The sequence below is a fragment of the Nocardia sp. NPDC059229 genome, from assembly GCF_042754165.1.
GTDB lineage: Bacteria > Actinomycetota > Actinomycetes > Mycobacteriales > Mycobacteriaceae > Nocardia.
Genome location: NZ_JBHZAK010000006.1, coordinates 25,181 through 50,736, shown reverse-complemented (window position 1 = coordinate 50,736; position 25,556 = coordinate 25,181). Strand labels below are relative to the sequence as shown.

Genomic DNA, 25,556 nt, shown 5'->3' with positions numbered 1-25,556 from the left:
TCTCATTTTTGCCCGGGTAGTGGGTTTGTCCCGCCAGGTTGGGTGGGGGGTCGGTTGACACATCTTTACGCACCACACCACCTTTCCCGTCAGAGGCCGAAATCGAATTCGCCGGCCCGCACACCTGACATGAAAGCTCGCCACTCAGATTTCGTGAACCACAGTGTCGGACTGTGCCGATCCTTGGAATCACGCAATGCGATCCGGCCTTCGTGGTACGCGACCTCGACGCAATCGCCGCCACCGTAACTGAAACTGCTCTTGGCGAACCTCGGGCCGCGATGCTCCCCGCGAATCATATTGCGGTTCATGGCATTCATTCCTTCCCCCGGAGGGCCACTCCCCATGGCCCTTCGTCCGAATCACTTACGACAAACACAGTGCTATCCGAACCACCGGCCGCGCAACCGAATTCGTCCCGGCCTGCGCGCCGACACATCGAAATGCTCATGAACGCAACTCTACGGCGACCCACCGACAAACCACCGTGGCGCACGGATCGCAGGTACGAGATGCATCTGCTGCAGGCAGTCCACTACGGGGCTACCAGCCGCCAGTTCAGGCTGATATCAGCGGAAAGACGCAGTTCACAACCGTGTAGGTTCGAACCCACCAAGACCCAGCGCAGAACCGGCACCCGGCCACCCACACCCAGATACTGCATCGACAAGACCCCCACCCCGGTAACAGAGCAGACCGACGCGGGCAAACAGCAGGCACGATCGGCCCCGTGCACCAAACGCCGTTCCGACACCCTCAGCGAGTCGATCTCGCGCGGACACAGGCCCGCCGGTCGGTCAGCGGGGCAAGCGGCCCTTCCGTCCGCTGCCGACAACCCAGCACCCATCCGAGTTGCCCTCGGAGCATTGACCTTCCGACCGAACCACGTGGCCGATTCCACTGCGCGGCATGCGGCAAAATGGTGAGCTTCGTCGAATGAGGAACAGTTCCGGGAATACCGCGAGCGGGGACGGCCCGGACGCTGCGGAGGCGGCGTCCGGACCGTGGATGCCCTGGCACTGCATACGCTGCCCAGCGCTACCGCTGGGCACCGGAGGTCCTACGGAGAGTCACCGGGGTGACGGGCGTCTGAAGTCCGCCACCGGTGACGCGAGGGGTGTGTATTTCCTGCGCGGTGCCGCGCGCGGTGCGCCGCACAGTGCCCGGGTGTTCCCGGCAGCACCGAAGTACGGCCGGTGCCAACGAGTTTCACGTATCCGTTCCGGCCGTGCATTTCGGGAACCCTGGTAGGCACGGGAGGTCGCCGGTCTGGCACAACCGGTCGGCCTGTAATGCTGCAGCGCGCATCGCCCGCAATCGGAGGGTCTAGACGACCTTCGCGGCGATGAGCAGATTCCAGATTTCTGCTTGGTCGACGACCGCGACACCGAGTTTCTCCGCCTTGGCCAACTTGGCCTCACCGACTCCCCCACCGGTGATGAGCATGTCGGTGTTGGCCGAGACCGACGACGCGGCTGTCGCGCCGGCTTTCTCGCACAGGCGTTGGAATGTCGGGCGCGCGACTTTCTCACCGGAGCGCGGGTCGCTGATGGCGCCGGTGATCACGACCGTTTTGCCTTCGAGGGGCGCGCCGGCCGCGACGACCGGGGGAAGGTCTTCCTCCCGAACATCCAGGCTGACACCGGCTGCTCGGAGCCGCGCCAGTTCCGGGCGTAGGCGGGTGAGGTGCGCGGCCAGGGAGGCAGCGACTTTCGGGCCGATGTCCTCGACCGCCACGAGGCGTTCCTCGCCTGCGTCGGCGACCTCTTCCAGGGAGCCGAACCCGGCTCGGGCCAGGCGCGCGGCGGTGCCGTCGGAGGCCATGGGGATGGCCAGTCCGATCAGTGCGCGGCGCAGGCCGACCTGGCGGCTGGCGTCGATCGAGTCGATCATGCGCTGCGCCGAGATCTCGCCGACGCGGTCGAATTCGAGCAGGCGTTCCTTGGTCAGCGTGTAGAAGTCCGACGGTCGCTCCAGGATGCCGGCCTCGGCGAGGCGTTCGATCCACACCTGCCCGATGGCGTCGATGTCGGCGGCGGCGCGCGACGCCCAGTGGATGAGCCTGCGCACCGTCTGCGCGGGACAGGAAACGTTGGTGCAGAACAGTTCTCGGCTGTTGCCCTGCTCGGTCACCGGCTGCCCGCAGGACGGACACACGGTGGGCGGCACGATCTCGCGCTCGGTGCCCGTGCGCTGGGAGGCGTCGAGCACGCCCGCCACGAACGGGATCACGTCGCCCGCGCGGCGCACCAGCACCGTGTCACCGATCTTGATGTCGCGGGCGCGGATCACCTCCTGGTTGGCCAGCGTGGCCTTGGTGACCGTGGTGCCGCCCACGAACACCGGCTCGAGCCAGGCGACCGGGACGATCTTGCCCGTCTTGCCGACATCCCAGACCACGTCGTCGAGCACCGTGGTCTTCTCCTCGGCGGCGAACTTGAACGCCAGCGCACCACGCGGGGAGTTCGACCGAGTCCCAGCCGCCGCGTAGGCGCCGCGGTCGGCCAGCCGCAGCACCGCGCCGTCGAGGTCGTAGTCCAGCTCGTTGCGGCTCTGCTCGATCGCGGTGATCGCGGTCTGCGCCTGTTCGGCGTCGGCGCAGTGCCGCATCTGTGCGCCCGCGATTCCCAACGCCCGCAACCCCTCCTCCAGGTCGACCGCAGCACTGTCGGGCGAGGTGTCCAAGTCGAAGCCGAAGAACTGCAGGCGCCGCTCGGCGACCGTGGCCGGGTCCTTCGCCCGCAGCGTGCCCGCAGCGGCGTTACGCGGATTGATCAGCGGCTTGTCCGGATGCGCGGCGTTGTAGGCGGCGAAGGTCGACCGCAGCATCACCGCCTCGCCCCGCACCTCCACCCGCCCCGGGACATCGATGCGCTCGGGAACACCATCGACCAACGCGCGGACCAGCACGGTCACATCGTCACCGGTGGTGCCGTCACCCCGCGTCACCGCACGCACCAGCCGCCCGTCCTCGAAGACCAGGGCCAGCGACAACCCGTCGAGCTTCGGCATCACCACCACCGGCTGCCCTGGAAAACGGGCGAAGAACGCCGCGACCTGCTCGGGCTTGGTCGCCTTCTCCAGTGACAGCATCGGACGCGAGTGCCGGGTCGGGGCGTGCAGCACCGCGGGCGCGCCGACCTGCTCCAGCGGATTCGGATCGGGCGTGAGGTCAGGATGCGCCTCGATCAGGCCACGCAGCTCGTCCTCGACCGCGTCGTACTCGGCGTCCGCGACCAGCGGCGAGCCCTGGTAGTAGGCGTCACGCAGCGCCGCGATCCGGTCCGCGAGTTCTTGGATACGTTCCCCAGTTTCCACGGCCCCCGACGCTACCGACACTCACCGACACCAGGGACCCGCAGTAGGTCACCACCATGCGGACAGCCGTCGTGGCTGAGCACGATGTCTGCCTCAGAGGTTGGTTTCATGATGGCGATCTCGAAGACGAGCAGTACGGCGAAGGGCTCCCGGCTGAGCTTGTCCAGCTCGCTGGAGTCCGAGGGCTCTCCGGTGGTGACCCGGTACGGCGGCAGGGGGTTGTCTGCGGCGCGTGAACTGGCGCACCGTTGACAGGGGTCGCACCTGAGTACCGAGGAGGCTGAAATGTGGTACCTGACGTTGCACCGATGGCTTGGCGATCGAGACACGGCGACCGACAGCAGCCTCGACGATCACCTGGCCTGGATGCGCGAGCAACAACTGGCCGGCAAGGTGTTGTTTTCCGGCCCGAGCCTCGACGGCGAACTCGGAATCATCGTCTTCGGGCATATGTCCAGGGCCGAACTCGATGACCTGTGCCGCCGAGAACCGTTCGTCGCCCGCGGATATCGCGGTTTCGAAGTAATTCCATGGGAAGTCCACCAGATCCTTGGGATCGGCGGTTTCGACGTCAAGACGCTGACGGCGATGACCCGTTCCGAGCGAGCGTAGGGATAGACACCGAACCGTCCTGCTCTCGAGCCGAATCATTCGTCCGAACGATTTCGTTGAGGAGTGAACCATGAGCGATTCTCCACGTCTGGCCGGCAAGCGCGCACTGGTTACCGGTGGCGGGCGCGGCATCGGGGCCGCGATCGCGCGTCGGCTGGCCGCCGATGGTGCCGCGGTCGCGGTCAATTACGTCTCGAACCAGTCGTCCGCAGACACGCTCGTCGCCGAGCTGACCGACAAGGGCTACCAGGCAGTGGCATTGCGCGCCGACGTCAGCGACCCCGACCAGACCCGAGTGCTGGTCGATCAGGTGGTCGCGGCGTTCGGCGGGCTGGACATCTTGGCCAGCAACGCGGGCATCGAGCATTTCGGAGCGCTGGAGTCGATCACTCCCGCGGACTTCGAACGAGTGTTTCGCACCAATGTGGCCGGCCAGCTGTTTGCCACTCAGGCGGCAGCCGCGGTGATGACCGGCGGTGGGCGCATCCTGCTCACCTCGTCGATCAGCGCGCGCATCGGTGTCTACCAGCACACCTTGTATGCGGCCAGCAAGGCGGCGGTCTCGGCGATGGTACTCAACCTGGCGCCCGAACTCGCCGAGCGCGGCATCTCGATCAACGCGATCGCCCCGGGTGGCACCGCCACCGACATGGCTGCCGAAGTGGCGAGCCGCTACATCCCGCGGGCGCTGCGCGACGCGCCCGCCGAGGCGGTCATCAAATCGATGAGCGCGCTCGGGCGCCTAGCCGAACCCCATGAAATCGCCGCGGTCGCTGCGTTCTTACTCTCCCCCGACGCCTCCTACCTCACCGGCACCACGGTCGAGGCCGCCGGCGGCCAGAGATAATCGCGCTCGCCGGGAAGCGGCATTCGCAGCACCGCCGATCGGTAGCTCGCCTCCGGAGCAACGGAAGCCGTTGCGCCGGAAGCACATTCACCCGATCCGTTGAACCGAGACCACTCAGCCCGTTCGACGCCTTCTCGCTCGAATCGCCAAGGCGTGTCGGCCTTCTCGTCGTTTCATGCAGGTCCACCGCGGCCCCGGCAGAGGCAGCCGACCTGCCCATCAATTCGAGGAGAACCGATGATCCGGCCCATCACCGGATCTTGTGATGCGTCGAAGTCGATGAATCCGCCCCAGTGGCTGGTGTTCCGCCATTCGTCACCAGCCACCTAGCGCTCTTGTGGAGTGGTCACACCGTCGGCGCGCCTTACGCCCCGGCTTTGCAGCATTAATTACCTTTTCTGCATGGACTGGCTGAAACTGCTTGTTCCACCGGTTGCCGGTGCGTGTATAGCTGGCGTTGTTGGCCTTCTCGCTGCGTTAGTCGGCCCCGGAACTTACCGAGGCTGGCGGATCAAGAAACTACTGGACCTGGTGAAGGACCTTGATAGAGACCGATTTCCCGGACAGCGTGCGGTGCTTCTCGACCAGGTTGAGCGTCTGGCGACGCAGATGGCAGCGATCTATAAGGTCCCTCACGAGCGGGGCCTATTAATGGCCAGTTACCTGCTTTATGGCGCATTGACGGGCAGCGTTTTTGCCTTTATCTCCCGGGCGGCGTCGGCGTCAGGGATGTTTCTATTACTGGACTCTACTGTCGTCCTAGTTCTCATTTTCGTCACTGCCGTGGCAATGAAGCCGGCCCAAGAAGCCTTTGATTACGTAAAATTTCACCGTGCGGAATTTGTTCGGCGGGGGTCACCGGAATCGTACGAGCTTCCACCGCGACCAAGACCTTGGTGGTTCCGGAAATGGGGCGGAGGCGGAATCGCCGCGGACTAAGACTGACGATTTCCCCGCTGCGCCGGAGGAGTTCTCAACCTGCGCGCGGACAGCCACCGCCACACCGTGCGTTCGGTGACGCCCAGCGTCCCGGCGGCCAGCCGGACATGATCGCTGAACAAGCTGCCCTGCTCGGACAACTGGGCGAGCCGGTGCATAGCCGCCTGCCGCAGCGCACTTGCTCGCGTCGACCATCAGCACGGCCTTCCGAATCCCATGGGCTGCAACACGGCACCGCAGGCAACGGGCCGCATTCAATCACGCTCCGTAGGTCGCGTGCTGATCGGTGACATGGGGTTAGGAGCTCAGGCCCTCGTTCGCGAATACCCCACCTCCCGCGCACCTGGTTCCGGCCGCCGACGCCCCGCGCTGGCCGGTTCGGTCAGCGCGACATGTTCAGAACTTGCCGGTGTGGTGTTCGATTCGGTGCCCGAGTTGGCCGGCGAATTCGGTGATGAAATCCGCGGTGAGGGGCGGCCAACCCCAGAAGTCGAAGGCGAGGCTGCCTAGAGCGAAGTTGTCGGCCCATTGCCAGGTGGTGATGGGGCTCGGCGTGGTGCAGGAGGGGCAGATTGCTGCGCCGGTGCCTGTTTGTTTCCAAGCGTTGATGGCGTCCGAGAACGGCTGCCACACAGCGGGATCGGCTTCCCATTGCTGCGGGTAGTCGATGATCACGGTGGTGTCCTGGCAGCGTGGGCATACCGAGGAGGCCGGTTCGATGCCGCCCTGTCCGGCATAGTGGTCGTGGCGTCCGACGATGACGGCAACGGGGCCGGGGATCCAGTCGGCGCCCCATTCCTGGGTGATCTGCAGCCAGTCGGGGCCTGGCACATAGCCTTCGTCGACCTGGAGGCTGTACATCGCGTCGCGTGAAGTCTCCCGAAGCAGCCATCGCCTCGATACCATCCAGTCCACCATGCGCTCGGCCAACGTGCTCGCGTCCGCCGAGGTCACATCGAGGTCGACGATTCGTTCGAAATAGTCACCCACACCCGCATCCTGCCACCAGGGACCGACGCCCGTACCCGAGCCGGCCGCCGGTGGAGGCGCACTGTCGGTCCATGAGTGCCTACGACGTCATCAACGCCGCCATCGACGAGAAGGCCCGCGGCGCCGGGTGGCCCGAGCGCGGCCCTCTACCGGATACGGGGTGTAGACCAGGTTGGCTGGCAATATGGCCGAACTGGTTGATGTTTCAGGCCACCTGCGGTGCCGTGAGATGGACACGGATGTGGTCGAGCAATTCACCGCTTCTGAGCGGTTTGGGCAGGTAGTCACACGCACCGGCCGCGTAGGCGTCACCGATGGCATCGGGATCGCCATCGAGGGAGACCGCGATGATCGGAATCGGTGAACGCTTCCACAGCTGCCGGCACAGATGCGCGCCCGGCAAGTCCGGCAGGTCCAGCTCGAGCAGCACCAGGTCCGGATTCCATCGCCGAGCCAGGTTCAAAGCGCACTGCGCGTTGGGGGCAGAGATCACCTCATGACCGGCGTTGGCCAGCACGAGTACCTCGATCTCTGCCATCGCCGGGTTGCTCTCGACGACAAGGACCTTGCTGGGCCCAGCCGCAGCGGTCGGCGGCAGCGTTGATTCTGTTGCAGAGCGCGGGAATTGGCTAATGTTGGATCCTTCGCAGACGGGTCCCCGACCGTCGAATCCGCAGCGTCATGGAGCTGAATAGAGGCGATCCTGCGCTCGCAATGTCGGTACCGCGATCGACTGACTATGACACTATGTCAATCCGCAACCTCTCAGCAATGCATCTGTGAACTGTTTTCATAGCGTTCACATGACCAGGTCCATTCCCTGGCATTCCATTACCGCCGGCGCGCTCCGCCAATGTGCAACATTCGGCTAGCGGACTGTTAGAACACGAAACCCAACGCTCGTGTAGTGGACCGTATCGCTGCAGAACGCGCACTCGTAGGACTGCATCAATTGATCATCCCGTGCGCCTCAGCGCGGACACCGACCGCGGGGTGCCCGGCCTGAAGGCTCGAGTAGCGGCATTCAAGTGCGTTCGGCGGTTGGGGCCATGGAGGGCGTGACATATGATCTGATCATTGCGCAGGAGGGAGCCCGATGGACAGCCCGATCGAGGTAGTGCGCAGGTTCTGCGCGGCATGGTCCGACGATGCCGGGGTCAGTGACCTCGCCGCATTCTTCACAGACGACGCGGTCTACCACAACATCCCGATGGCACCGGTCACTGGCAGGGAAGCGATCGCCGACAACATCGCCTCGTTCATCCGCCCTGGCGCGCCAGGCATCATGGGCATCGACTTCCGCATCGTCAACATCGCAGCCAGTGGTCCGGTCGTGATGACCGAGCGGGTGGACGTCTTCACGCTCCCCGACAGGTCTTTCGAGCTCCCGGTCATGGGGACCTTCGAGGTCAGGGACGGCAGGATCAGCGCCTGGCGAGACTATTTCGACCTGAACCAGTTCACCAGCCGGATGGGATGACTCCGGTCGGCTGCCCGAACTTGGTCGGATTTTCGGCGATTACTACCGAATTCGTATTCGGCAATAGCGTGCACTGCTGGCGGCTGTATGGCGTTCTGCCAGTTGATCTTCCGACGCCCCGTGCTGGCTGGTTCGGTCAGCACGGTCAGCGGCAGAATAGTGCGTTCTGCCATGGGCGGTAATCAGATGGATACGCGATATCGCAGCCCACGGAATTCGGCCGAAGGGGCTGAACGTCACGCCCCGATCGTCGACTGCCACCTCGGGTGAGGGACGGACGATGCGGTCCAGTCCGACGAGAAGAGAAAGGATTCCCACGACGATCGGCGCCACCACGGGGAACGTCAGCCGCGAGCCGGGGGTCGTGGTCGTCACGAGTAGCAACCAGCCGCCCGCGATCCCTAACAGACCCAACGACAACATCTCTACCCAACGGACCCACGAAGATCGAAAGATCGCCGGTGGTGCTGATACTTCCCGAGGCTGGTCCACGACCGTGGACTGTAGCGGTCATCGTTCGGGCAGGCCGACGTGGAGTCGAAGCATACCGATGCAAATGCGGTATCCAGCAATGTAATTCGCGCAGCTCAACGAGGAAAACGATTGTCTCCCACCTAGGTCCACCTCGATCTTGCAGTGCGAACTCGAGCGAATGAAAACTTCGAATGTCGCATCGTAGAGCTCACCACCCGGTGAGCTGACCTCCACCATGATCGGAAGGAAGCCCGCGACGGCGAGCCGTTGATGGATACCGGCCGGTGAGACCGTCGTGGGTCACTCCGGCGGGGCGGCGAGCCGGGAGACGAAGACCCGTTCCAGTAGGGCGTACAGGCGGTCCTGGTCCTCGGCGCTGAGGCTGTTCAGGCCCTCTCGAGTGGTGTGCATCTTCGCTCGGATGGTGTCGGTGACCTGCTCGCCCTCGACCGTGATGACGAGGTTCGTGACGCGCCGGTCGGAGGCGCTGGCCTCGCGCCGCACGAGGGCGCGCTTCTCCAGCCGGTCGATGATCCCTGTCACGTTCGAGGCATCGCAGGCCATGATCTGGGCCAAGGCGCGCATCGCAATCGGGCCTCGGCGCAGCACGATCAGTGCCTTGCCCTGACTCGCGGTGAGGTTCTCGCTCGCCGCCGCGAGCGTGAAGTCTCCGTAGTAGGCGCCGAGCGACACCGAGAGCAGCTCCATGAGCTGAGCGGTGTCGACGCGGGGAGCTGCTGCCATATGAACCAGCCTATCCACAGAAACTTGACTACCTCAAATATTCACCACTAGCGTTTGCCATATTGCTTGAAGTTCTCAACCATCTAGGTTGGCAAGTAACCACGAGGAGTGTCCAGTGACCGTCACCGCGTCCGACGCCGCCCGCACGGCTCAGGTTCTGTCACGGCCCGTCACGCTGAACGGACTGACTGTTCCGAACCGCATTGTGATGGCGCCGATGACGCGCATGTTCTCCCCCGGCGGCGTTCCCGGAGAGGACGTCCGCGCCTACTACGCCCGCCGCGCTGCCGCCGGCGTAGGGCTGATCGTCACCGAGGGGACCTACGTCGGCCACGATTCGGCCGGGCAGAGTGATCGGGTGCCGCGATTCCACGGGGAAGAGCAGTTGGCGGGGTGGGCGAAGGTGGCTGCGGACGTGCACGCCGCAGGCGGCACGATCGTGCCGCAGCTGTGGCACATCGGCATGGTCCGCAAGCATGGCGAGGAGCCCTACGCCGATGCCCCCGCCGTCGGCCCCTCCGGCATTCGCGTCGACGGCACCGAGGGCACCGGCAAGGCGATGACCCAGCGTGACCTGGACGACGTCATCGGCGCCTTCGCGGATGCCGCCGCGGCCGCCGAGCGCATCGGCTTCGACGGCGTCGAAGTGCACGGCGCCCACGGCTATCTCCTCGACCAGTTCCTGTGGGAACGGACGAACCGCCGAACCGATGCCTACGGTGGCGATTCCGTGGCCCGGACGAAGTTCGCGGCCGAGATCGTGGCGGCGATCCGGGCGGTCGTTTCACCCGGGTTCCCGGTGATCTTCCGCTACTCGCAGTGGAAGCAGGAGGCCTACGACGCGCGGCTCGTCGAGACCCCGCAGCAGCTGGAAGCGATCCTGGCCCCGCTCGCCGCGGCCGGCGTAGATGCCTTCCATGCCTCCACCCGCCGCTATTGGCTCCCGGAATTCGAGGGCTCGGACCTGAACCTGGCCGGCTGGACCAAGAAGCTCACCGGCAAGCCCACCATCACCGTCGGTTCGGTCGGCCTCGACGGCGACTTCCTGCGTGCGTTCACCGGCGAGGGCGCCGAACTCGGCAGCCTCGACAACCTCCTCGATCGGCTGGAGCGTGACGAATTCGATTTGGTCGCCGTCGGCCGAGCCCTGCTCCAGGACCCGGAGTGGGCATCCAAGGTCCTGGCGGGGCGGATCGACGAGCTGAAGCCGTACGACGCGGCGGCACTGAAAACACTGCGCTAGCCGTCGGCGGTAGCGACGCGTCACGAGCTGGTGGGCGACTCCGTGTCGTCGGTTGGTGCATCCGCCACGGATGCGTCACGTCGGCGGTGCTCCACGTCGCCCTCTCCGCCCAGTCCTGAATCCTGGGCCTACTCGACGGCTGGAGCTGTGCCAGCCGAAGTTGTTGTCGGGCAGCAACTTACGGGCGTTACGAAGCGCGTGAACGCACTCAACTCGGCATGATCGTGCGTTCGGCCGGCTCGGAGGGCTACCGCCGGTTGATCTTCCGCCGCACTGCGTTGGCCGGTTCGGTGGGCGCGGTATGCGGCAGAAGCGGACGTTCTGCCGGTGGTCGCGGCGCTGATCGGCCGATATCGTCAGCTCTTCGTCAGTGCGACAACCGGGATAGCGCGGTCGACCTTGCGCCATTCCTCGGCAAGGGCAGGGTAAGTGCGCTCCAGCATCGCCCAGACTTGGTCGCGCTCATCGCCTTCGAGCGGCCGCGCCGTCGCGTCGTACGACCCGTCGGCCACCTCGACAGTCACCTTCGGCTCAGCAACCAAGTTCAGATACCAGTGTGGGTTCGTCGGGGCTCCGAGATTCCCGCCGATGCTGAGCAGCCGGTCGCCATCTCGATGGAACATCACCGGAACGGTATGCGGTCGACCGGACCTACGGCCGATGGTGGTGAGCAGCAAGATGGTGTTGCGATCCATGCCCGCGAGCGGGGCGCCTGCACGGAACTGCTTGATCAAGGCGCGATTCATTTCCTGGATGTCCATCGTGCTCCCCTAACGATCTTGTTGTTGTCGCCCGTGTCACTGTATTGGAAGCAAAGGGCCTGGCGTTGGACGTGACCACCAGCGCTGTATGTCGCACAAGCAATAGCGTCCCCAACTCGGCAGCAGCGGACGTTCCGCCGGCCTCGGATCGGCACGGCCAGTTGATCTTCCGATGCCCCGCGCTGGCCGGTTCGGTCAGCGCGCGGTATGCGGCATGTGCGGATATCCACGGAGGAGAAGCAATGCGTCCCTGTCGCACTGGTATGGCACTATCCGCGATGGATCGACAACCTGTGAAACACGGATAGGCCGAACTGGATGACGCTTACACGCAATGAGGCATTGGCGCTACTGAGCGACTCGATCTCGGCGCGACGGCGACGCGGCGCGAAACGGCTACGCGCGCTCGCGGACCCGACAACAGCGGCTCAGGTCCGCACCGCGCTCGAACGCGAACTGCTGGACAAACGCACCTGGGAAACGCAGTACCAATTGATCATGGCGCTGGGAATGACCGGCAGCCGCGGAGATGTCGAACTGTTGAAAGAACTGGCGCTGCAACCCCGCTCGGCAACGATGGTCAACACTGCCCTCGGCGACGCCATCGTCCGGCTGGGGTGCGACGTCGACAACGACCCGGCTCCCACCCTGTGGTGCCTGCGACAAGACGTCGAGCTCCTCGCTGACGGCGCGCTGCGCGCAGTCGCGATGCTGCGACTGAAATTCCCCGACACCGCCGTAGACGCCGTCCTCGACTACGCCGAGGCCAATTTCCACGATCTCAACCACAAGTCCCTGGCGTACTGGCCCGCGGTCGCAGCAGCCGGTTGGACCGGGCCTCGCGTACGGGCGTTTCTGACCCGATGCTCGCAAGACAGCCGCCAGTACATCGCCGAAGCCGCAACAGACGCCCTGAACGGTCGCTATCCAAAAGGCGTGAGCGTGCTGTAGCTGACATGGAGCCGAATGCACCGCAATGCCGGGCGGCGAGGACGGTAATCGGCAGTTGCGGACGTTCCGCCGGCGTCGGATCGGTACGGCCAGTTGATCTTCCGATGCCCCGCGCCGGCGCCTCACGGTGGCCGGTTCGGTCAGCGCGGCATGCGGCAGAAGAGCACGCTGCCATGCGCTCATGAACCGGACAACCCAGCCGTTCTAAACGCGCACTACAGCTGAGGAATTGGCGCGAAACTGCTGTTCTACAACGGATTGTGCGGGATTGCACCGGTTGTCCGAAACTCGGCAATATGGTGTGTTCGGCGAGGCTCAGATCGGTAGTCCCAGCTGATCTTCCAGGCCCCGGCCCGAACACTTCGGGGTTGCTGTTCGCCGGATGGCTCCTCGGTGCGGTCCGTACGCTCACCCCTCAGCACTGGACGCGCATATCTGCACCTTCGCGGACAAGGTCGAAACACTGCTCGGCAGAGTCCAATTCGCCGCTGAAGTGAGGATTCGGCCGGATGGCTACAATGCAAACCTGTGGACGGACTTCGTCCTGATCTCCGGCACCTATGTCGCTCGGTTGTCCTTGTCGGTGACCGACTGACAACCCACAGCCCGCATTGTCGAACCTTGCGCAGAGCCCACCGAACGCGACTCAACGCGGCATGAGCGGACACCGCGACGGGCCCGAGATGCCCTGGGGCCGTTGATCTTCAGCTAGGCCGCGCCGGGCGCCCGCGGTCAGCGCCCTCTGTTACGTCCGCAGCCCCGAGGACGTCATCGTTGGCCTGGCCGAGGAAATCGCCTGGCGGCCCGATCAGCGAATCCAGCTCCACACCCAGGTGTGCGCAGTGGCGGCAGCGCCATCTTCGCGGTTGAGCTGTTGTGGCTGTCGGCTTTTGGCGGCGGATACAGCCCGCCACGTCAATGCCACAAGTGCGGCCGCAATCACTACGAGCACAACGCCGGTGATCATTTCGTCTCCCCCCAGGGCAACCGGTTCGGCTGCCACATTCGCGGAACCGCGTCCACGATCCCCTTGCAATGATCACTCTCGATCGGCTCCGCCGCAACCATCTCCAGCACCGGGAGTGCTTACACCGCAGTGATTCTCACAACCGTAGCCTCGCCGCCGACTCGGCGTTCGAACGCAGCAATGCATGCTCGTCGCTGGATCGCCCTGCTGACTCCGCGCCAGCCGGTCAGCTCAACGCGGGTGCGGCATGACCGGACATCAGGCCTGCATCGAGTGGATGTACTCATCGGCAGTTCAGTGCGGTCACCGGCGGTGGCCGTGGCCGCATCGAACCGCGCGGCGTGGCATGAGCGCGCACTGCCGGCGGTCGTACCACGCTCTGCCCGTTGATCTTCCGATGCCTCGCGCTGGCCGGTTCGGTCAGCGCGGTATGCGGCAGAAGCGGATATTCGCTCGACTCTGGATCGCAGCGAGCAGCCTTGGCTGCAGCCAGGCAGTTGATGGAAGCAGTTCGGTTCGCGCCGTGGCCAATCGACCCGGCGATGTGGAAGGCAGCCGCCTGCTCGAACTTCAGCAGCGCGAACGCTAACAGGCCGACCCGGTACCGATCGGTTGAGTGCCACGTCTGTCGTCTCCGTTCCGCGAATCAGGAACGGGGACCGAAAAGTTCATAGGCACAAAGCTTTTCATAAGACAGTCGCAAGGAAGCTACGGTTCCATTCGTCAGGTGCCGAACATCTTCTACTCCAATGGAATTCAACTCCTGAAGAGTGCAGCCGAGGGGACCTCCATGAGAATCTCATTCACCGCCCGCGCCGGACTCGCTGGCGCCGCGATCGTTGGTCTCCTGCTCGCGGCCGCACCAGCCCACGCTACTGGCCCGGTTCAGAACGCATGCCTGGTGATCGAGAACGAGACGTCGGACGGTGTGACGGTCGTCGTGCAAAATCTTCTGTTCCAAGGAGCAAGCTGGAAGATCGGCCCGAACGTCACCACCATCCTGACACTCGACGACGGCAAGGCCATCGCAACCGCCGACGGCGATTGGAGCATCCAAGCTCCGTCTGGTACCTGGCGCTACGAATCCGATTGGGACCGGGACCGGGGATGTAACGGTTCCTGGGTCTACACAGTGTCGTGACGCCACGAGATCTGAACCCGGTACCTCCGTCGCACACCGAACTGCGCACCATCACCGGTTGCCGAGCTTACTGCGGTCGTCTCGAAGACGCGCACTGGAATCAGCAGCAGCGGACGTTCTGCACCGCACCAGGTTCCGACCGCCGGCGCCCTGCGCTGGCCGGTTCGGTTAATGACCCGAGACCAGCTTGACCCTTGTCCATCAAGCGCGCTGTGCATCGTGTAATCGGCAGTAGCGGACGTTCTACACCGCACTGAGCTCCGGCCGCCCGCGCCTCGCGCTGGCCGGTTCAGTCAGCCCGGTATGCGGCAATGTAGTGCGTTCTCGACCCCCTGCGGTTGGCGCGGGCACGCAGGGGGCGGACGTTGCGGTGGATCTGTTACTGCGAAGGTGGCGGTGCCGGCGTTAGGACACCACTCAGCGTGATCTCTACGAGTTAGCTGATGCGCGATATTCCCGGTACGTCGGAAAGCGGCGAACATGACGCCCACGAGACGGGCGGTGGTGGGCGTTCTGGTTTGCGAGGCCGGTTTCGGCGACAGACCTCGGGGACCGCAGGAGGTCAGTCCGGTGAGCCGGCGCGGGGGCGGGTCGCACGGGTGACCAGCTGGCTGCTGCTGGTGGTCGCTGTAGTACTCGGGATCGTGGTGCCGGTTGGGCAATTGCTCGTGCTCGTACCGATTTCCTGGACACATCCGCTGTTGAAGGTTTGGCGGTGCAGGGGATCGTCATCGTCGTCGGCAATTTGCGTGACCTGCTGCGCGTCAGTCCGGCAGCCAGTGCAGCTCGTGTGCCAGGGTTTTGGCGACGGTACGGATGCGGCGGTGTAGTGGTGACTGCACGCGCGGGAGGACCAGGTGGATGGTCAAGGTGGGTGCGCCCCGCAGCGGTCGCCACGTGAGACCGGCCGGTTGTGTCGTGACCGCGACTTCACCGGCCGGAGCGAGGGTGAGCCCGTCGCGTAGGTCGCGCTGAGACATGTCGAAAGAGACTGCGGGCGTGTGGAATCGGGGGGTCGGCCGGGTGTCGCGGAACAGCGCGAACAGCTGATCGTGGATCACGGGGTTGGCCGCACGGTCGGGGAGTCGCAGCGGATACGCGGCCGCATCGGCGATCTCGATCTCCGGGTGTTCGGCCAGCGGATGGTGCTGTGCCAATTGGACCCCGACGCGCTCGCGCCGCAGCAGGAACCGGCGCACGCCACGACCCGGCTGTTCACCGCGGGTGATCCCCGCATCGATGCGGCCGTCGGCGACCGCGGGGGAGATCTCCGGTGTCGCCATCGGGACCGCGCCGACCTCGAGTCCCGGGCTGCTGCGAATGAGCCTGTCCACCAGGGCCGGTGCCGTCTCGGCCCCCGTGCTGAGGCTGTATCCGATGCGCAGCGTGCCCAGTTCACCGGCCCCCGCATTCCGGGCGGTGTCCCATGCCCGGTCCAGCGCCGCCAGCGCGGACGGCGCGGACTCCGCCAAAGCCGCACCGGCCGTGGTCAATACGACGCTACGCGTGTTGCGAACCAGCAGGCTCGTACCGAGTTCCGCCTCCAATCGGCGCATCCGGGCACTGAGTGCGGGCTGCGCGATACCGATCCGTGCGGCCGCGCGGGTGAAGTTCAACTCCTGCGCCAGCACCAGAAAGTACCGCAGGCTCACCGTATCCGGCGCCACATGCCCTCCCCCTCGATTGATAACGATCCGTTCTGAGCCTATCGCGTCCCGGTCTTTCCCTCGACCACACATCAAGCCATAACCTGCACATATGACGATTCAACCGACCGCGGTAGATGCACGAGGCAGTCATGCATAAATTGTTGGTCCTATATCCCAAGCCCGCCGACCCTGACCACTTCCGCGACTACTACGTGACCAACCACCTTCCACTGGTCATGAAAATGCCCGGCCTGCTTGCGTGGCGCTACAGCTTCGACGTGGCCGCCAGTCGACCGGGTCGCCCGGCGGCGACCAGGGGAGAAGCGCCGTATTTCGCGGTCTTCGAAGCCGACTTCGCTGACGCCGCCGCCATGGCCGCGGCGCGGACGTCGTCGCACGGCCAGCGGGTGGCCGCCGATGTCGTCAACTACGCCACCGGCGGTGTGGTCGTCATCGACTATCCGGTGCAGGACGGCACCAGCTGAGGCAGGACGGCACGCTCCGGGACGCGTTCGGAGCGTGCCGTTGCGGCCAGGTCCCGGCTATCGGCGGAACGCCGTTCCCGGTTGCCGGTTCGTTGAGCGTCAACGGTGTCCCGGCCGGATGTCAGGGTGGTTGATGCGTACGTGCGGCGCGACGGCCGGGACGGCAGCCCGCTAACCTCGAGCAGGCCCGGCATCGCCTTTAAGAACGGTCCAAGCGCTCCGAATCCAATAAGGAACGATGACTGTCATCGGCAGTTGCGGACGTTCCGCTGGCCTCGGATCTGCACAGCCAGTTGATCTTCCGACACCACGCGCTGACCGCTGCGGTCAGCGCGGGAAGCGGCAGAATAGTGCGTTCGTCCCGTCAAATGCCGGCAACCGCAGTGAACTTGCGCGGAGTGATTGCGACAACCACTCTCCATCGAGCCGCTGCACGTTCAACCGCGCCCGGAGCGACAGTGCGGTCGATGTACTTGGCCCGGATACGCCGAGTCCAGGTCTCGTCCGGATCGACCGAGACGGTCGCATCCCCGACCAGCCGGACCTGCTTGTTCGGCCTCCTGCGACAGAATCTGCCGGGCGTCTGCCCGCTGCTCCCGTGCCGCCTCCTCCGGATGCTCGGCCTCCCAGCGGCTGCGTTCCCGCGCCTCGTCGGACAGCAACCGGATCCAGCACGCCTTCGCGATCTACTCGGGCACAGGAGTGTCGCCCGCGGCGCGCCGCACGTGGGCGCGCAGGTGATCGTCCAGGGACACAGGGATGGTGGTGGTCATGCCAGCACGATAGGAGTACCGGCTGCGGGCAGGCAGCAAATCGGTCTCGTGGCCGGGATTCGCTCGTTTCTTGCCGCCGAGCTGACGGCGGGCAGACCGGTCGGGGTGTGGTGCGACGGTGTTTGGACTTGCGGGACCTGAAAGTTCCAAGATAGTATGTGCGCATACTAAATCGGTTTGATCGAGGGAGACTGCAAGTCATGTGGAAGTTCGCGCACACCGAGTCCACCACCGCGACCCCGGCGCAGCTGTGGAAGCACTACGCCGACCCGACCGAGTGGTCGAAGTGGGATCACGAAGTGGAATGGGTGACGGTCGACGGCCCGTTCACCGAGGGCACGACGGGCTCGCTCAAGCCGGCCGGTGCGCCCAAGACAAGGTTCGCGATGACTGAGGTCACCCCGAATGTGTCGTTCACCGATGTGAGCCGGCTTCCCTTGGCGACAATGACTTTCGAGCACCGTATCGAGGCCGCCGCCGAGGGCACGCGGTTCACCCATGAAATCTCGATTGCGGGGCCGCTGTCGCCTCTGTTCGCTCGTGTCATCGGTCGCCGCGCGGCGGCCGAGCTGCCCAAGGCGATGCGCAAGCTGGCCGAGCTTGCCGAGGCGGCCTGACTGCGGGTCCCGGGTTGCGTTATCACCGGTTGCCGTTGTTGTCGACCAGCTTGCGGACGGTGGTTTGGGTGAGTGCGACCTTGGCCAAGATCTCGTCGGCGGTAGCGGTCCAGGTGAACGGGGCGACGTCGACGTTCCAGCGGGCGACGTAGTCGCGGATCTGTTTGACGAGCATTTTCACCGAGGTAAAGGTGCCTCGACGGATGGACTGGCGGGTGATGATCGAGAACCAGGACTCGACCATGTTGATCCACGACGAGCCGACCGGGGTGAAATGGAATGTCACGTTCGGGTGCGCGGCCAGCCATGTCGTCACCTCTCGCGTGTTGTGAGTGGACAGGTTGTCCAGCACGGCGTGGATCTCATTGTCCACGTGAGGTTTACCCATCCGCACACCAACGACGACATTCGAGAAAACCCAGCTGGCACCGAACTCGGCCAGAACAGTCCGCTCGGTCGGTGGATTCCACGCATTCCACCGAGTCCACACCCCCATCAACACCTGATGGAACGCCGCCGCCACCATCGGCCCCACCTCGTCCACCTCGTCCACCATGTCGGCAACCGTGACAACGACAGAGTCCACCCGACCGTCCGTACCGAAAACACGAGCCCGCGGCTGGTTCACAAGCACACCCGTCACCGATTCGAGCCACACAGCCTCCGCGGCCGAGTCCCCCGGTTCACCCCACCCAACGTCCGCGACGAACCGCTCCACATTTGCCCGCGTCCACGTCCAATCGAATCTCTTTGCGGCCTCGGCAATCTCGGCAGCCCCCGCACGATCCACCCTCATACCTGCTCCCATGATGTGAGGGTAGCGGCCCCACTTACAGCCCCAAGCGCCCAACCAAGCCTGCCCTCGCCGCGAGAACCGCCGCAAGGAGTTCACCGCAACCCCGATGGGGGCGCGCTTCTCGGCAGTTGCGTGCACTGCCGACGGTTGGTCAGCCGCCCGGGATGCCTACGGCCCGTTGATGTTCCGAGGCCGCTCTGGCCGGGTCGGTCAGCGCTGTCAACGGCTCGAGCGTGCGGACGTGTCTGGCAATGCGACACGGGGAGTCGGCCCGGCCGTGCCCGATCCCATACTTTCGTCCGAACTGCACGCCTGCGCGGAGGAACTGGCTCCGCTGCTGTCGTGGGGAGAGGTTATGAGGGTCGAAGAGTTCAGCGACGGCATGGTCGACGTCAGCGGTACCGCGGAGCAGTTCGAAGGTTTGGCCGCCGTGGTGGCTCGGGGCGAGGGGAGGTTCGAGATCGAGGATCTCGCGGCTGTCGAGGTCCGCTCGGATGCTGGTCCTCGGCTGCTCATCCAGGTCGTCGAGCAGCGCCGGGTCCTGCTGCTGGCGGGGGATCGGGCGAGCCGAGCACTCCTCGCGGAGGACCTGCGCAGTGTGGGGTCCGTGACGGAGGGCGGGCATCAGCACATCGAGTACTCCCCGGAGTTCGGCTACCTGCGGGAGGGTTCGGCTCCTCTGGTGCTCAACAGTCCGCACGGGGGGATGCCGCAGTCGTAGAGCCGATCCTGAGACGTTCTGCGCCTTGGGTGTCTGGACGTGGGAACGTCCTCCTGATGCCCGGCACGCCGGTCATGCCGACATCCTCGACGAACAGGTTCAGGCGAACGAGCAATCAGAGCGCGAGCAAACGAATAGCGGACAGGCCACCTCCCGGCTCCTCGACGACGCCCACTGATCACGGGATCCAAGCGGCCCCTGCACTGGATTCGGTCGACTACGCTGCACGCTTCGTGCCGCCGACCGGTCGGGGTGGCGAAGGCCGAGGCGCGAGTGGTGAGTTTCCCTTTGCTGACCCGCCACCCGCGCGGCAGACGACGGTTATGCCGATGGGCTGGCGATCAAGCACCACAGGGCGAGAAGGGGGTCGGCGTTGCACAGGCCGCCGGCGACGGGTTCGGTTGTTGCCGGAGAGGGCGATTCGAGCGGGAGGGGGTTGGCTGTGGCGGTGCCGGCGGCGGACAGGGTTGCGGCGCCGATCAGGAGGGCGGCGGAGATTCCGCGGCGTGCGAGCATTTGAAACTCCTCTGAGCGTGGGGTGGGGCGAGAAGAGGTCGGATTAGATTGCTACGCAAGCGGATCCGAGGTTGATGCCGGTGCCGACGTCGACGGGCTGCCTGATTTGAGCTGTCGCGTTCGGCTGGATGGCGTAGATGTAGGTGATTTTCGTCGAGGACGGGGTCCAGGTCGCCTTTGCTACGCCGTTGGAAGGCTTCGCCTCGGCGAATCCGCTGGGGCCCTGGCCCTCCTCGAAGAAGTAGACGGTCTGACTGTTGTCGTCGAGCGCGACGGTGACGGTGTACGAGCAGGTCGTTCCGTACGTGTGGGTGCCGAGGGTGAAGGCGGGCGCGATCGCGATGCTGGTGACGGTCGCCGAGGCCGACGGCGCGGTCAGTGCGGTCACGCTTGCGACGACGCCGAGTGCGGCAGCACCCGCGACGATCCGTTTCGCCTTGGGCGAGTTCGGAATTCGCGACATGGTGTATCGATCTCCTGTCAGGGTCGAAATCGGTTCGGCCGGGCGGTCTGCCGCCGACCGAGAGTGAGAGCCGCAGTGCCCTTGCCGACGATCACGCCGTCCGTGGCATTGATGACGTAATAGCGGCGGGTCTCCCGGCCCCGACCAGCGTCGCGATCGCAACTGCCGCCAGGACACCGATCCGCGCCGAGAACTGTTGAACCTTGCGCTTTTTCGGACTCACAGTCCATTCGTCGGATGATCCCCGGATACCGTTAGCAACACTGGCGGCCCCCAAAACTGGGGGCAGCGTTCGAGCAGCTCTATTGGAGCCGGCCGAGTTCGTGGGCGAGGTCTTTGGCGGCGGCCCGGATGCGGCGGTGTAGCGGTGAATGCTCGCGTGGCAGCACCAGATAGATCGTCAGGGCGGGTGCGCCGCGTAGGGGTCGCCAGGTGAGGCCGGCTACCTGGGTTGACAGGGCTGCCTCACCGGAGAGAGACAACGTGACTCGGTCACGAAGGTCTCGCTGGGCGACGTCGAAGGAGAGTGCGGGCGTGTGGAATCGAGGTTCTCGGCTGCCGGTGCGCAGCAGTCTTCAGTTGGTCGTGGACGGCCGGATTGGCGGCGCGATCGTGGATTCGGACGGGATATGCTGCGGCCGCGTCGATCTCGATCTCTATCTCGTCGGCGAGCGGATTGTCTGAGGCCAGTTGGACCCCGATCCGCCCACGCCGCAAGGGAAACCGGCGCACGCCATGCCCCGGCTGTTCACCGCGAGTGATCCCGGCGTCGATCCGGCCGGCGGCGACGGCCGCCGGGATTTCGGGGGTCGCCATCGGCATCGCACCGATATCCAGACCCGGGCGGCCGCTGAGCGCCGGCTGGGCGATGCCGATCCGCTCGGCCGCTCGCGTGAAACTCAATTCCTGCGCGAGTACCAGAAAATACCGCAGGCTCACTGTGTCCAGAGCCGTGCGTCCCCCCTGCCGATTGATAACGATCTGTTCTGACTCTATCCCGAATCGATCTTTCCCTCGACCGTGCGCGTGACCCTAACCTGCGCATATGACAATCCAGCTGACCGCGGTGCTGGACATCGCCCACGCGCACACCGCCGCTTTCGAGTCCGCGATCACCACCCTCGCCAAGGCCGCGACCGCCGAACCCGGTGTGCTCGACTACGGCTTCTGGCGCGATCCGGTCCAGCCTGGCCGTTATCTCATCCGGGAGCGCTACGCCGACCAGGCGGCAGTCGATACCCATATGGCGCTCGTGGACGTCGTGGCCTTCACCGTCCTGCTCCCGGAGTGGCTGACCGAGGACTCGCACGTGATCCTCGAAACCACGACCGACCTGACCCGAATCCCGTTGTCCCGCAGCCAGGAAGGTGCACTGTGAACGACCGAGATTCGAAAGTCGCCGCCATCGCCGCCTTCTTCTACGCTTACGCCCGCTATGACCTGGACGGCATGCGCGCTGTTCTCACCGAGGACATCGCCTGGACCATTCCGGGCCGTCACGCACTATCCGGCACCAAACACGGCATCGACGAGGTCGTCGCGTTCTTCGATCAGCTGTCCAAGGCGGGTATGAAGGCGGAGACCTTCTTCCTGGAGGCCAACGACGAGTATGCCGTGGACATCCACCGCGGCTACTCCACCGCCGGCGCAGGCAAGGTGGATACCATCTGGGCGCTGGTGTGGCACTTCAACATCGACGGCAAGGTCGACCGGGTGGTGAACCTCTCCGGTGACCAGCATCAAATGGACAGCTACGTCTGGCAGAACTACACGCTCGCACCACTACCCGAACGGCTCGCACTGACCGCAAGGCAGTCTGTTCGGGTGCAGAGTTGAGCGGCTGCTGGACGCCGCCGCTACCTCTCGATCACTTGGGACGTGGCCGTGGTGTAGTGGATTCCGCGGGCCTCGGCCACCCCTGGTCCGCCTCCGGTGCCGCCGTGTTCGCCGTTGTCGCTGCAGCCGTTCCCGGTCTGGCTGGGGTCGGTGCAGGTGTTCTCGCCCCCACCGCTCTCCCCGCAGTTTTCGTTGTCGCAGCCATGGGGCGGGACAGGCGGCGGAGCCGGCTCGGCGGCATTACCAACCCACCCCCAAGTCCGATCGACCTGCACCACGCCGGGCGCTGCACTCGGCGCGGCCAGGGCCGGAACCGCCGCCGTCGCGGGAACTGCCATCACCACCCCCGCCAGCACGAACGCGGTGAACAGCTGACGTGTGGTACTTCGGTAAGTCTCGTTGGTCATCATCATTGCCTTTCCCGGACTCGGTGAACCGACTGCTGCGCCTGATCGATTTCGTCACCTCGCACGTCTCGTTCGAGTAGCGACTACGTCGTCGTGACCATCCGGGGTTGCGGCGCGGTCGATGCTGTCTCTGTGAAAGCCGCTTCGGCGAGAAAATCTGAGCAAGCCCGGTCTGTGCATGTCCGAGGACGCCGTCCATGAGATATTTCATGCATGATCGCTATAAATCGAATCCTACTCAGATGATCAACAGCGGAAAATAGTCATCTCTGACAGCGAGACAAGGACTCGATGCGTGCTCTCCGGCGGTCCGTCAGCGGGTCCGGATGCCGTGAGCGGGTTCAGGGTTGGTCATCCATGAGGTCGAGGTCTTGCCACATTTGCTGGATCCGACCCGAGGCGCGGATCGCGTCGTCGTCGGCGAGTTCGCTGAGAATGGCTTGGATTGCGGCGACTACGCCAGTGAGGGATGGTCCGGCATGGGTGGCCTCGATGGGGGTGAGTATGAGGTGGTCGGCATCCCCGGCGAGGGGGGAGGTGCGAAGGTCGGTGAGAACGCAGACGGTGGCGCCACGGTCGCGAGCGAGTCGGGTCAGGCCGCGCAGGGTTCGGGTCAGACGCCAGATGTTGATGGTGATGAGGCAGTCACCCTTTTCGAGGCGAGCGACGTCGACGGCCTGCGTGGTGGAGGAGCCGAGGGAAAGCCGGATGTCGTGCCCGCCGATGGTGCCGAGATAGCTGAGGATGTGGGCGGGACCGGCTCCACTGCCGGAGCTGATGATGAGCGTGTGGCGGGCCGCCTTGATGGCCCGGGCGGTGGCGCGGATGGCGGCGAGGTTGTCGGAGGTGGCCAGTGCGACAACATTATTGGCGTCCTGCCGCACCATCTGGGCTGCAGGGTCGGCAGCCGCCGCGGGGCCGAGGGAGATGTCACCGGAGGAGACGGAGGCGAGGTAGAGGGCGCGGAGTTCCTCGCGGAGCTGGGGCCAGCCCTCGAAACCGAGTTGCTGCGCGGTGCGGACCACGGTGGAGACATTGACGCCGGCGCGTTCGGCGATCTCCCGGGCTGAGGAGTAGCTGGCGAACTGCGGCGCCCGGACGAGCACCTGCGCGACGCGTTCGGCTTGGGGACCGAGCGTGTCGCGTGTGGCGTGTTCGGCCAGCCATGCCTCGATGCTCACGTGTCGTCTCCTCGTGGGGTGGGCGCCGTTGTCACTGCGCCGTGTGGTGAGCGACGTGGAAGCCGCGGGTACCGATGGCGTCGGCGGAGTCGAAGAAGGGCGTCATGGCCAGGGCGAATTCCTGGCGCTGGGGTGAATTCTGCCAGGCCGCACAGGCATCGGCGTCGGCCCACAGGGCTGTGACGACGATCGTGTCCGGCTCGTCCGCGGGAATCAGAACCTGCGCCGCGAGGGCGCCCGAGGCTTCGAGGATGCCCAGCGAGCGATACAGCTCGACCAGCTCGTCACGACGGCCGGGTGAGGTGCGTAGCGACAGCGATGTGAACTCCATGGAACAATTATTGCACACAAGCATTCAATGCATATATTGTTGCATTCAACTTGGCTATTACTGAGAGGAAACCGAGCATGAGTTCCCTGTTGATCACGAACGCTCATCTGCTGCATCCCGAAGACGGTGAGCTGAGCGATGTTTCATGGCTGGAGGTCGCCGACGGTCGCATCGCGGGCCATGGCACCGGGCGACCGCCGACCGTGTCCGAGGACGTGCCGGTGCTCGACGTCGCCGGGGCGACAGTGCTGCCGGGTCTGATCGACGCACACGTCCATCTGCTGTTGACCACCTTCGACCCGAAGGAAGCGGCCGGCTGGACCCCCGGGTACGCCACTGTCCGGGCCTTGAAGGAGGCCGAGCGCATGCTCCGACGCGGATTCACCACCGTCCGCGACGTCGGCGGTGCCGACTACGGGATGGCCCGGGCCATCGAGGAAGGGCTCGCTGTGGGTCCGCGTTTGGTCTACGGCGGGAAGGCGCTGTCACAGACGGGTGGGCACGGGAACATCCGCCCACTGGGTGACGACGCAATGCCCTGTTGCCAGAGTCGTCCCGCCTTCGCCCGCATCGCTGACGGTGCCGACGAGGTGCGCGCCGCCGCGCGTGACGAATTCCGCAAGGGCGCTTCGCATCTGAAGATACTGATCAGCGGCGGCGTCGCCTCACCGCACGACGAGGTATCGGCGGTCCAGTACACCGATGAGGAGATCCGTGCGGCGGTCACCGAGGCCGAGCAACACAATCGCTATGTCACCGCGCACGCTTACCACCCGCGCAGCGTCAACCGGGCGCTGCGGGCGGGCGTCCGCAGCGTGGAACACGGAAACCTCATCGACGACGAAACCATCGGCCTGCTGCTCGAACACGACGCCTTCCTGGTCCCCACGCTGGTGACCTACGACCAGATGGCCCAGTTCGGCAAGGCCGCCGGAATGCCCGAACAGTCGCACAAGAAGATCGCCGATGTCCACGCAGCGGCCATGTCCGCACTCGAACGGGCCCACACCGCAGGGGTCAATCTGGTCTTCGGCACCGATCTGCTCGGCCCGCTGCACAGCGCACAGCTGCAAGAATTCGCCCTGCGCGCCGAAATTCAGCCGGCGGCCGACATTCTCCGCGCCGCCACCACCACCGCTGCCCGGCTGCTGCGCATGGAAGGCGACATCGGCACCCTCGACGTCGGAGCCCACGCCGACCTGCTCGTCGTCGACGGCGATCCGCTCGACGATATCCGCGTGCTCACCCGGCCTGAGCAAACCCTGCGTCATGTCATCAAGGCCGGGACTGTGATTTGAGTTGTCGCGCAAGTCG

Annotated in this window: 27 protein-coding genes; 14 read left to right on the top strand and 13 right to left on the bottom strand. The window is 65.2% G+C overall.

What is annotated here, in order from left to right:
• Nucleotides 1-89 precede the first annotated feature (89 nt).
• Both ACFXHE_RS15705 and ligA read right to left on the bottom strand, forming a co-directional pair.
• Nucleotides 90-299, bottom strand: a complete 210-nt coding sequence (locus ACFXHE_RS15705; RefSeq protein WP_379384162.1) for a DUF397 domain-containing protein — start codon at nt 297-299, stop codon at nt 90-92.
• 1,027 nt (nt 300-1,326) lie between these two features.
• Entirely contained in the window at nt 1,327-3,318 is a 1,992-nt protein-coding gene (ligA, locus tag ACFXHE_RS15700; RefSeq protein ID WP_379383550.1) for an NAD-dependent DNA ligase LigA, read from the bottom strand.
• A 108-nt stretch (nt 3,319-3,426) separates the two neighbouring features.
• On the opposite strand from ligA, the gene ACFXHE_RS15695 reads away from it, so the two are divergent.
• From ACFXHE_RS15695 to ACFXHE_RS15680, 4 genes are all read left to right on the top strand, one after another.
• Entirely contained in the window at nt 3,427-3,570 is a 144-nt protein-coding gene (locus ACFXHE_RS15695; protein ID WP_379383548.1) for a hypothetical protein, read from the top strand.
• A 33-nt stretch (nt 3,571-3,603) separates the two neighbouring features.
• Complete coding sequence (locus ACFXHE_RS15690; RefSeq protein WP_379383546.1) at nt 3,604-3,930, top strand: YciI family protein; 327 nt, start codon at nt 3,604-3,606, stop codon at nt 3,928-3,930.
• Nucleotides 3,931-4,000: 70 nt separating this feature from the next.
• Nucleotides 4,001-4,777, top strand: a complete 777-nt coding sequence (locus tag ACFXHE_RS15685; protein ID WP_379383544.1) for an SDR family oxidoreductase — start codon at nt 4,001-4,003, stop codon at nt 4,775-4,777.
• A 402-nt stretch (nt 4,778-5,179) separates the two neighbouring features.
• Nucleotides 5,180-5,716, top strand: a complete 537-nt coding sequence (locus tag ACFXHE_RS15680; RefSeq protein WP_379383542.1) for a hypothetical protein — start codon at nt 5,180-5,182, stop codon at nt 5,714-5,716.
• A 396-nt stretch (nt 5,717-6,112) separates the two neighbouring features.
• Here the strand turns inward: ACFXHE_RS15680 and ACFXHE_RS15675 are convergent, their stop codons facing one another.
• Entirely contained in the window at nt 6,113-6,670 is a 558-nt protein-coding gene (locus tag ACFXHE_RS15675) for a hypothetical protein (RefSeq protein WP_379383540.1), read from the bottom strand.
• 241 nt (nt 6,671-6,911) lie between these two features.
• Entirely contained in the window at nt 6,912-7,304 is a 393-nt protein-coding gene (locus ACFXHE_RS15670) for a response regulator transcription factor (protein ID WP_379384160.1), read from the bottom strand.
• Nucleotides 7,305-7,802: 498 nt separating this feature from the next.
• On the opposite strand from ACFXHE_RS15670, the gene ACFXHE_RS15665 reads away from it, so the two are divergent.
• The gene (locus ACFXHE_RS15665; protein WP_379383538.1) at nt 7,803-8,186 is read left to right on the top strand and encodes a limonene-1,2-epoxide hydrolase family protein; all 384 of its coding nucleotides are present in this window, start codon (nt 7,803-7,805) and stop codon (nt 8,184-8,186) included.
• Nucleotides 8,187-8,960: 774 nt separating this feature from the next.
• Here the strand turns inward: ACFXHE_RS15665 and ACFXHE_RS15660 are convergent.
• Complete coding sequence (locus ACFXHE_RS15660; protein WP_379383536.1) at nt 8,961-9,404, bottom strand: MarR family winged helix-turn-helix transcriptional regulator; 444 nt, start codon at nt 9,402-9,404, stop codon at nt 8,961-8,963.
• Nucleotides 9,405-9,519: 115 nt separating this feature from the next.
• Between ACFXHE_RS15660 and ACFXHE_RS15655 the strand changes: the two genes are divergently transcribed.
• The gene (locus ACFXHE_RS15655; RefSeq protein ID WP_379383534.1) at nt 9,520-10,647 is read left to right on the top strand and encodes an NADH:flavin oxidoreductase; all 1,128 of its coding nucleotides are present in this window, start codon (nt 9,520-9,522) and stop codon (nt 10,645-10,647) included.
• 356 nt (nt 10,648-11,003) lie between these two features.
• On the opposite strand, the gene ACFXHE_RS15650 is transcribed toward ACFXHE_RS15655, so the two are convergent.
• Nucleotides 11,004-11,408: a nitroreductase/quinone reductase family protein gene (locus ACFXHE_RS15650; protein WP_379383532.1), complete on the bottom strand. Its 405-nt coding sequence runs from the start codon at nt 11,406-11,408 to the stop codon at nt 11,004-11,006.
• A 318-nt stretch (nt 11,409-11,726) separates the two neighbouring features.
• On the opposite strand from ACFXHE_RS15650, the gene ACFXHE_RS15645 reads away from it, so the two are divergent.
• Complete coding sequence (locus tag ACFXHE_RS15645) at nt 11,727-12,359, top strand: hypothetical protein (protein WP_379383530.1); 633 nt, start codon at nt 11,727-11,729, stop codon at nt 12,357-12,359.
• Between the two features lie 1,694 nt (nt 12,360-14,053).
• Nucleotides 14,054-14,467: a hypothetical protein gene (locus ACFXHE_RS15640; protein ID WP_379383528.1), complete on the top strand. Its 414-nt coding sequence runs from the start codon at nt 14,054-14,056 to the stop codon at nt 14,465-14,467.
• Between the two features lie 764 nt (nt 14,468-15,231).
• Here ACFXHE_RS15640 and ACFXHE_RS15635 read toward each other — a convergent pair.
• A complete protein-coding gene (locus ACFXHE_RS15635; RefSeq protein ID WP_379383526.1) occupies nt 15,232-16,134 on the bottom strand; it encodes a LysR substrate-binding domain-containing protein in 903 nt (300 codons plus the stop codon).
• A gap of 131 nt (nt 16,135-16,265) precedes the next feature.
• On the opposite strand from ACFXHE_RS15635, the gene ACFXHE_RS15630 reads away from it, so the two are divergent.
• Both ACFXHE_RS15630 and ACFXHE_RS15625 read left to right on the top strand, forming a co-directional pair.
• Nucleotides 16,266-16,601, top strand: coding sequence for an EthD family reductase (locus ACFXHE_RS15630; RefSeq protein ID WP_379383524.1), 336 nt, complete (start codon nt 16,266-16,268; stop codon nt 16,599-16,601).
• A 973-nt stretch (nt 16,602-17,574) separates the two neighbouring features.
• Nucleotides 17,575-17,991 (top strand): SRPBCC family protein, encoded by a 417-nt coding sequence (locus ACFXHE_RS15625; protein ID WP_379383522.1) that lies wholly within the window; start codon nt 17,575-17,577, stop codon nt 17,989-17,991.
• A gap of 22 nt (nt 17,992-18,013) precedes the next feature.
• Here ACFXHE_RS15625 and ACFXHE_RS15620 read toward each other — a convergent pair whose 3' ends face one another.
• Nucleotides 18,014-18,781: a DUF6301 family protein gene (locus ACFXHE_RS15620; RefSeq protein ID WP_379383520.1), complete on the bottom strand. Its 768-nt coding sequence runs from the start codon at nt 18,779-18,781 to the stop codon at nt 18,014-18,016.
• A gap of 361 nt (nt 18,782-19,142) precedes the next feature.
• On the opposite strand from ACFXHE_RS15620, the gene ACFXHE_RS15615 reads away from it, so the two are divergent.
• Nucleotides 19,143-19,508, top strand: coding sequence for a hypothetical protein (locus tag ACFXHE_RS15615; protein ID WP_379383518.1), 366 nt, complete (start codon nt 19,143-19,145; stop codon nt 19,506-19,508).
• Nucleotides 19,509-20,067: 559 nt separating this feature from the next.
• On the opposite strand, the gene ACFXHE_RS15610 is transcribed toward ACFXHE_RS15615, so the two are convergent.
• Together ACFXHE_RS15610 and ACFXHE_RS15605 are read right to left on the bottom strand one after the other, a co-directional pair.
• Entirely contained in the window at nt 20,068-20,487 is a 420-nt protein-coding gene (locus ACFXHE_RS15610; RefSeq protein WP_379383516.1) for a hypothetical protein, read from the bottom strand.
• Nucleotides 20,488-20,979: 492 nt separating this feature from the next.
• Complete coding sequence (locus ACFXHE_RS15605) at nt 20,980-21,426, bottom strand: LysR family transcriptional regulator (protein WP_379383514.1); 447 nt, start codon at nt 21,424-21,426, stop codon at nt 20,980-20,982.
• A 106-nt stretch (nt 21,427-21,532) separates the two neighbouring features.
• Between ACFXHE_RS15605 and ACFXHE_RS15600 the strand changes: the two genes are divergently transcribed.
• The gene (locus ACFXHE_RS15600) at nt 21,533-21,865 is read left to right on the top strand and encodes a putative quinol monooxygenase (protein ID WP_379383512.1); all 333 of its coding nucleotides are present in this window, start codon (nt 21,533-21,535) and stop codon (nt 21,863-21,865) included.
• The gene (locus tag ACFXHE_RS15595; RefSeq protein WP_379383510.1) at nt 21,862-22,323 is read left to right on the top strand and encodes a nuclear transport factor 2 family protein; all 462 of its coding nucleotides are present in this window, start codon (nt 21,862-21,864) and stop codon (nt 22,321-22,323) included. Before ACFXHE_RS15600 ends, ACFXHE_RS15595 begins: the two co-directional genes overlap by 4 nt.
• 20 nt (nt 22,324-22,343) lie before the next feature.
• On the opposite strand, the gene ACFXHE_RS15590 is transcribed toward ACFXHE_RS15595, so the two are convergent.
• From ACFXHE_RS15590 to ACFXHE_RS15580, 3 genes are all read right to left on the bottom strand, one after another.
• Nucleotides 22,344-22,730, bottom strand: coding sequence for a hypothetical protein (locus ACFXHE_RS15590; RefSeq protein ID WP_379383509.1), 387 nt, complete (start codon nt 22,728-22,730; stop codon nt 22,344-22,346).
• A gap of 341 nt (nt 22,731-23,071) precedes the next feature.
• Complete coding sequence (locus ACFXHE_RS15585) at nt 23,072-23,911, bottom strand: MurR/RpiR family transcriptional regulator (protein WP_379383507.1); 840 nt, start codon at nt 23,909-23,911, stop codon at nt 23,072-23,074.
• Between the two features lie 31 nt (nt 23,912-23,942).
• Complete coding sequence (locus tag ACFXHE_RS15580) at nt 23,943-24,242, bottom strand: antibiotic biosynthesis monooxygenase (protein WP_379383505.1); 300 nt, start codon at nt 24,240-24,242, stop codon at nt 23,943-23,945.
• A gap of 77 nt (nt 24,243-24,319) precedes the next feature.
• Between ACFXHE_RS15580 and ACFXHE_RS15575 the strand changes: the two genes are divergently transcribed.
• A complete protein-coding gene (locus tag ACFXHE_RS15575; protein ID WP_379383503.1) occupies nt 24,320-25,540 on the top strand; it encodes an amidohydrolase family protein in 1,221 nt (406 codons plus the stop codon).
• The last annotated feature ends 16 nt before the right edge of the window (nt 25,541-25,556 follow it).

Bases quoted from the DNA above. Each gene is read 5' to 3' on its own strand.
- ACFXHE_RS15610 (WP_379383516.1), bottom strand. From the start codon at position 20,487: ATGTCGCGAATTCCGAACTCGCCCAAGGCGAAACGGATCGTCGCGGGT.
- ACFXHE_RS15575 (WP_379383503.1), top strand. From the start codon at position 24,320: ATGAGTTCCCTGTTGATCACGAACGCTCATCTGCTGCATCCCGAAGAC.
- ACFXHE_RS15590 (WP_379383509.1), bottom strand. From the start codon at position 22,730: ATGACCAACGAGACTTACCGAAGTACCACACGTCAGCTGTTCACCGCG.
- ACFXHE_RS15625 (WP_379383522.1), top strand. From the start codon at position 17,575: ATGTGGAAGTTCGCGCACACCGAGTCCACCACCGCGACCCCGGCGCAG.
- ACFXHE_RS15690 (WP_379383546.1), top strand. From the start codon at position 3,604: ATGTGGTACCTGACGTTGCACCGATGGCTTGGCGATCGAGACACGGCG.
- ACFXHE_RS15630 (WP_379383524.1), top strand. From the start codon at position 16,266: ATGCATAAATTGTTGGTCCTATATCCCAAGCCCGCCGACCCTGACCAC.
- ACFXHE_RS15650 (WP_379383532.1), bottom strand. From the start codon at position 11,408: ATGGACATCCAGGAAATGAATCGCGCCTTGATCAAGCAGTTCCGTGCA.
- ACFXHE_RS15695 (WP_379383548.1), top strand. From the start codon at position 3,427: ATGATGGCGATCTCGAAGACGAGCAGTACGGCGAAGGGCTCCCGGCTG.
- ACFXHE_RS15615 (WP_379383518.1), top strand. From the start codon at position 19,143: ATGAGGGTCGAAGAGTTCAGCGACGGCATGGTCGACGTCAGCGGTACC.
- ACFXHE_RS15705 (WP_379384162.1), bottom strand. From the start codon at position 299: ATGATTCGCGGGGAGCATCGCGGCCCGAGGTTCGCCAAGAGCAGTTTC.
- ACFXHE_RS15660 (WP_379383536.1), bottom strand. From the start codon at position 9,404: ATGGCAGCAGCTCCCCGCGTCGACACCGCTCAGCTCATGGAGCTGCTC.
- ACFXHE_RS15580 (WP_379383505.1), bottom strand. From the start codon at position 24,242: ATGGAGTTCACATCGCTGTCGCTACGCACCTCACCCGGCCGTCGTGAC.
- ACFXHE_RS15665 (WP_379383538.1), top strand. From the start codon at position 7,803: ATGGACAGCCCGATCGAGGTAGTGCGCAGGTTCTGCGCGGCATGGTCC.
- ACFXHE_RS15645 (WP_379383530.1), top strand. From the start codon at position 11,727: ATGACGCTTACACGCAATGAGGCATTGGCGCTACTGAGCGACTCGATC.
- ACFXHE_RS15600 (WP_379383512.1), top strand. From the start codon at position 21,533: ATGACAATCCAGCTGACCGCGGTGCTGGACATCGCCCACGCGCACACC.
- ACFXHE_RS15680 (WP_379383542.1), top strand. From the start codon at position 5,180: ATGGACTGGCTGAAACTGCTTGTTCCACCGGTTGCCGGTGCGTGTATA.
- ACFXHE_RS15685 (WP_379383544.1), top strand. From the start codon at position 4,001: ATGAGCGATTCTCCACGTCTGGCCGGCAAGCGCGCACTGGTTACCGGT.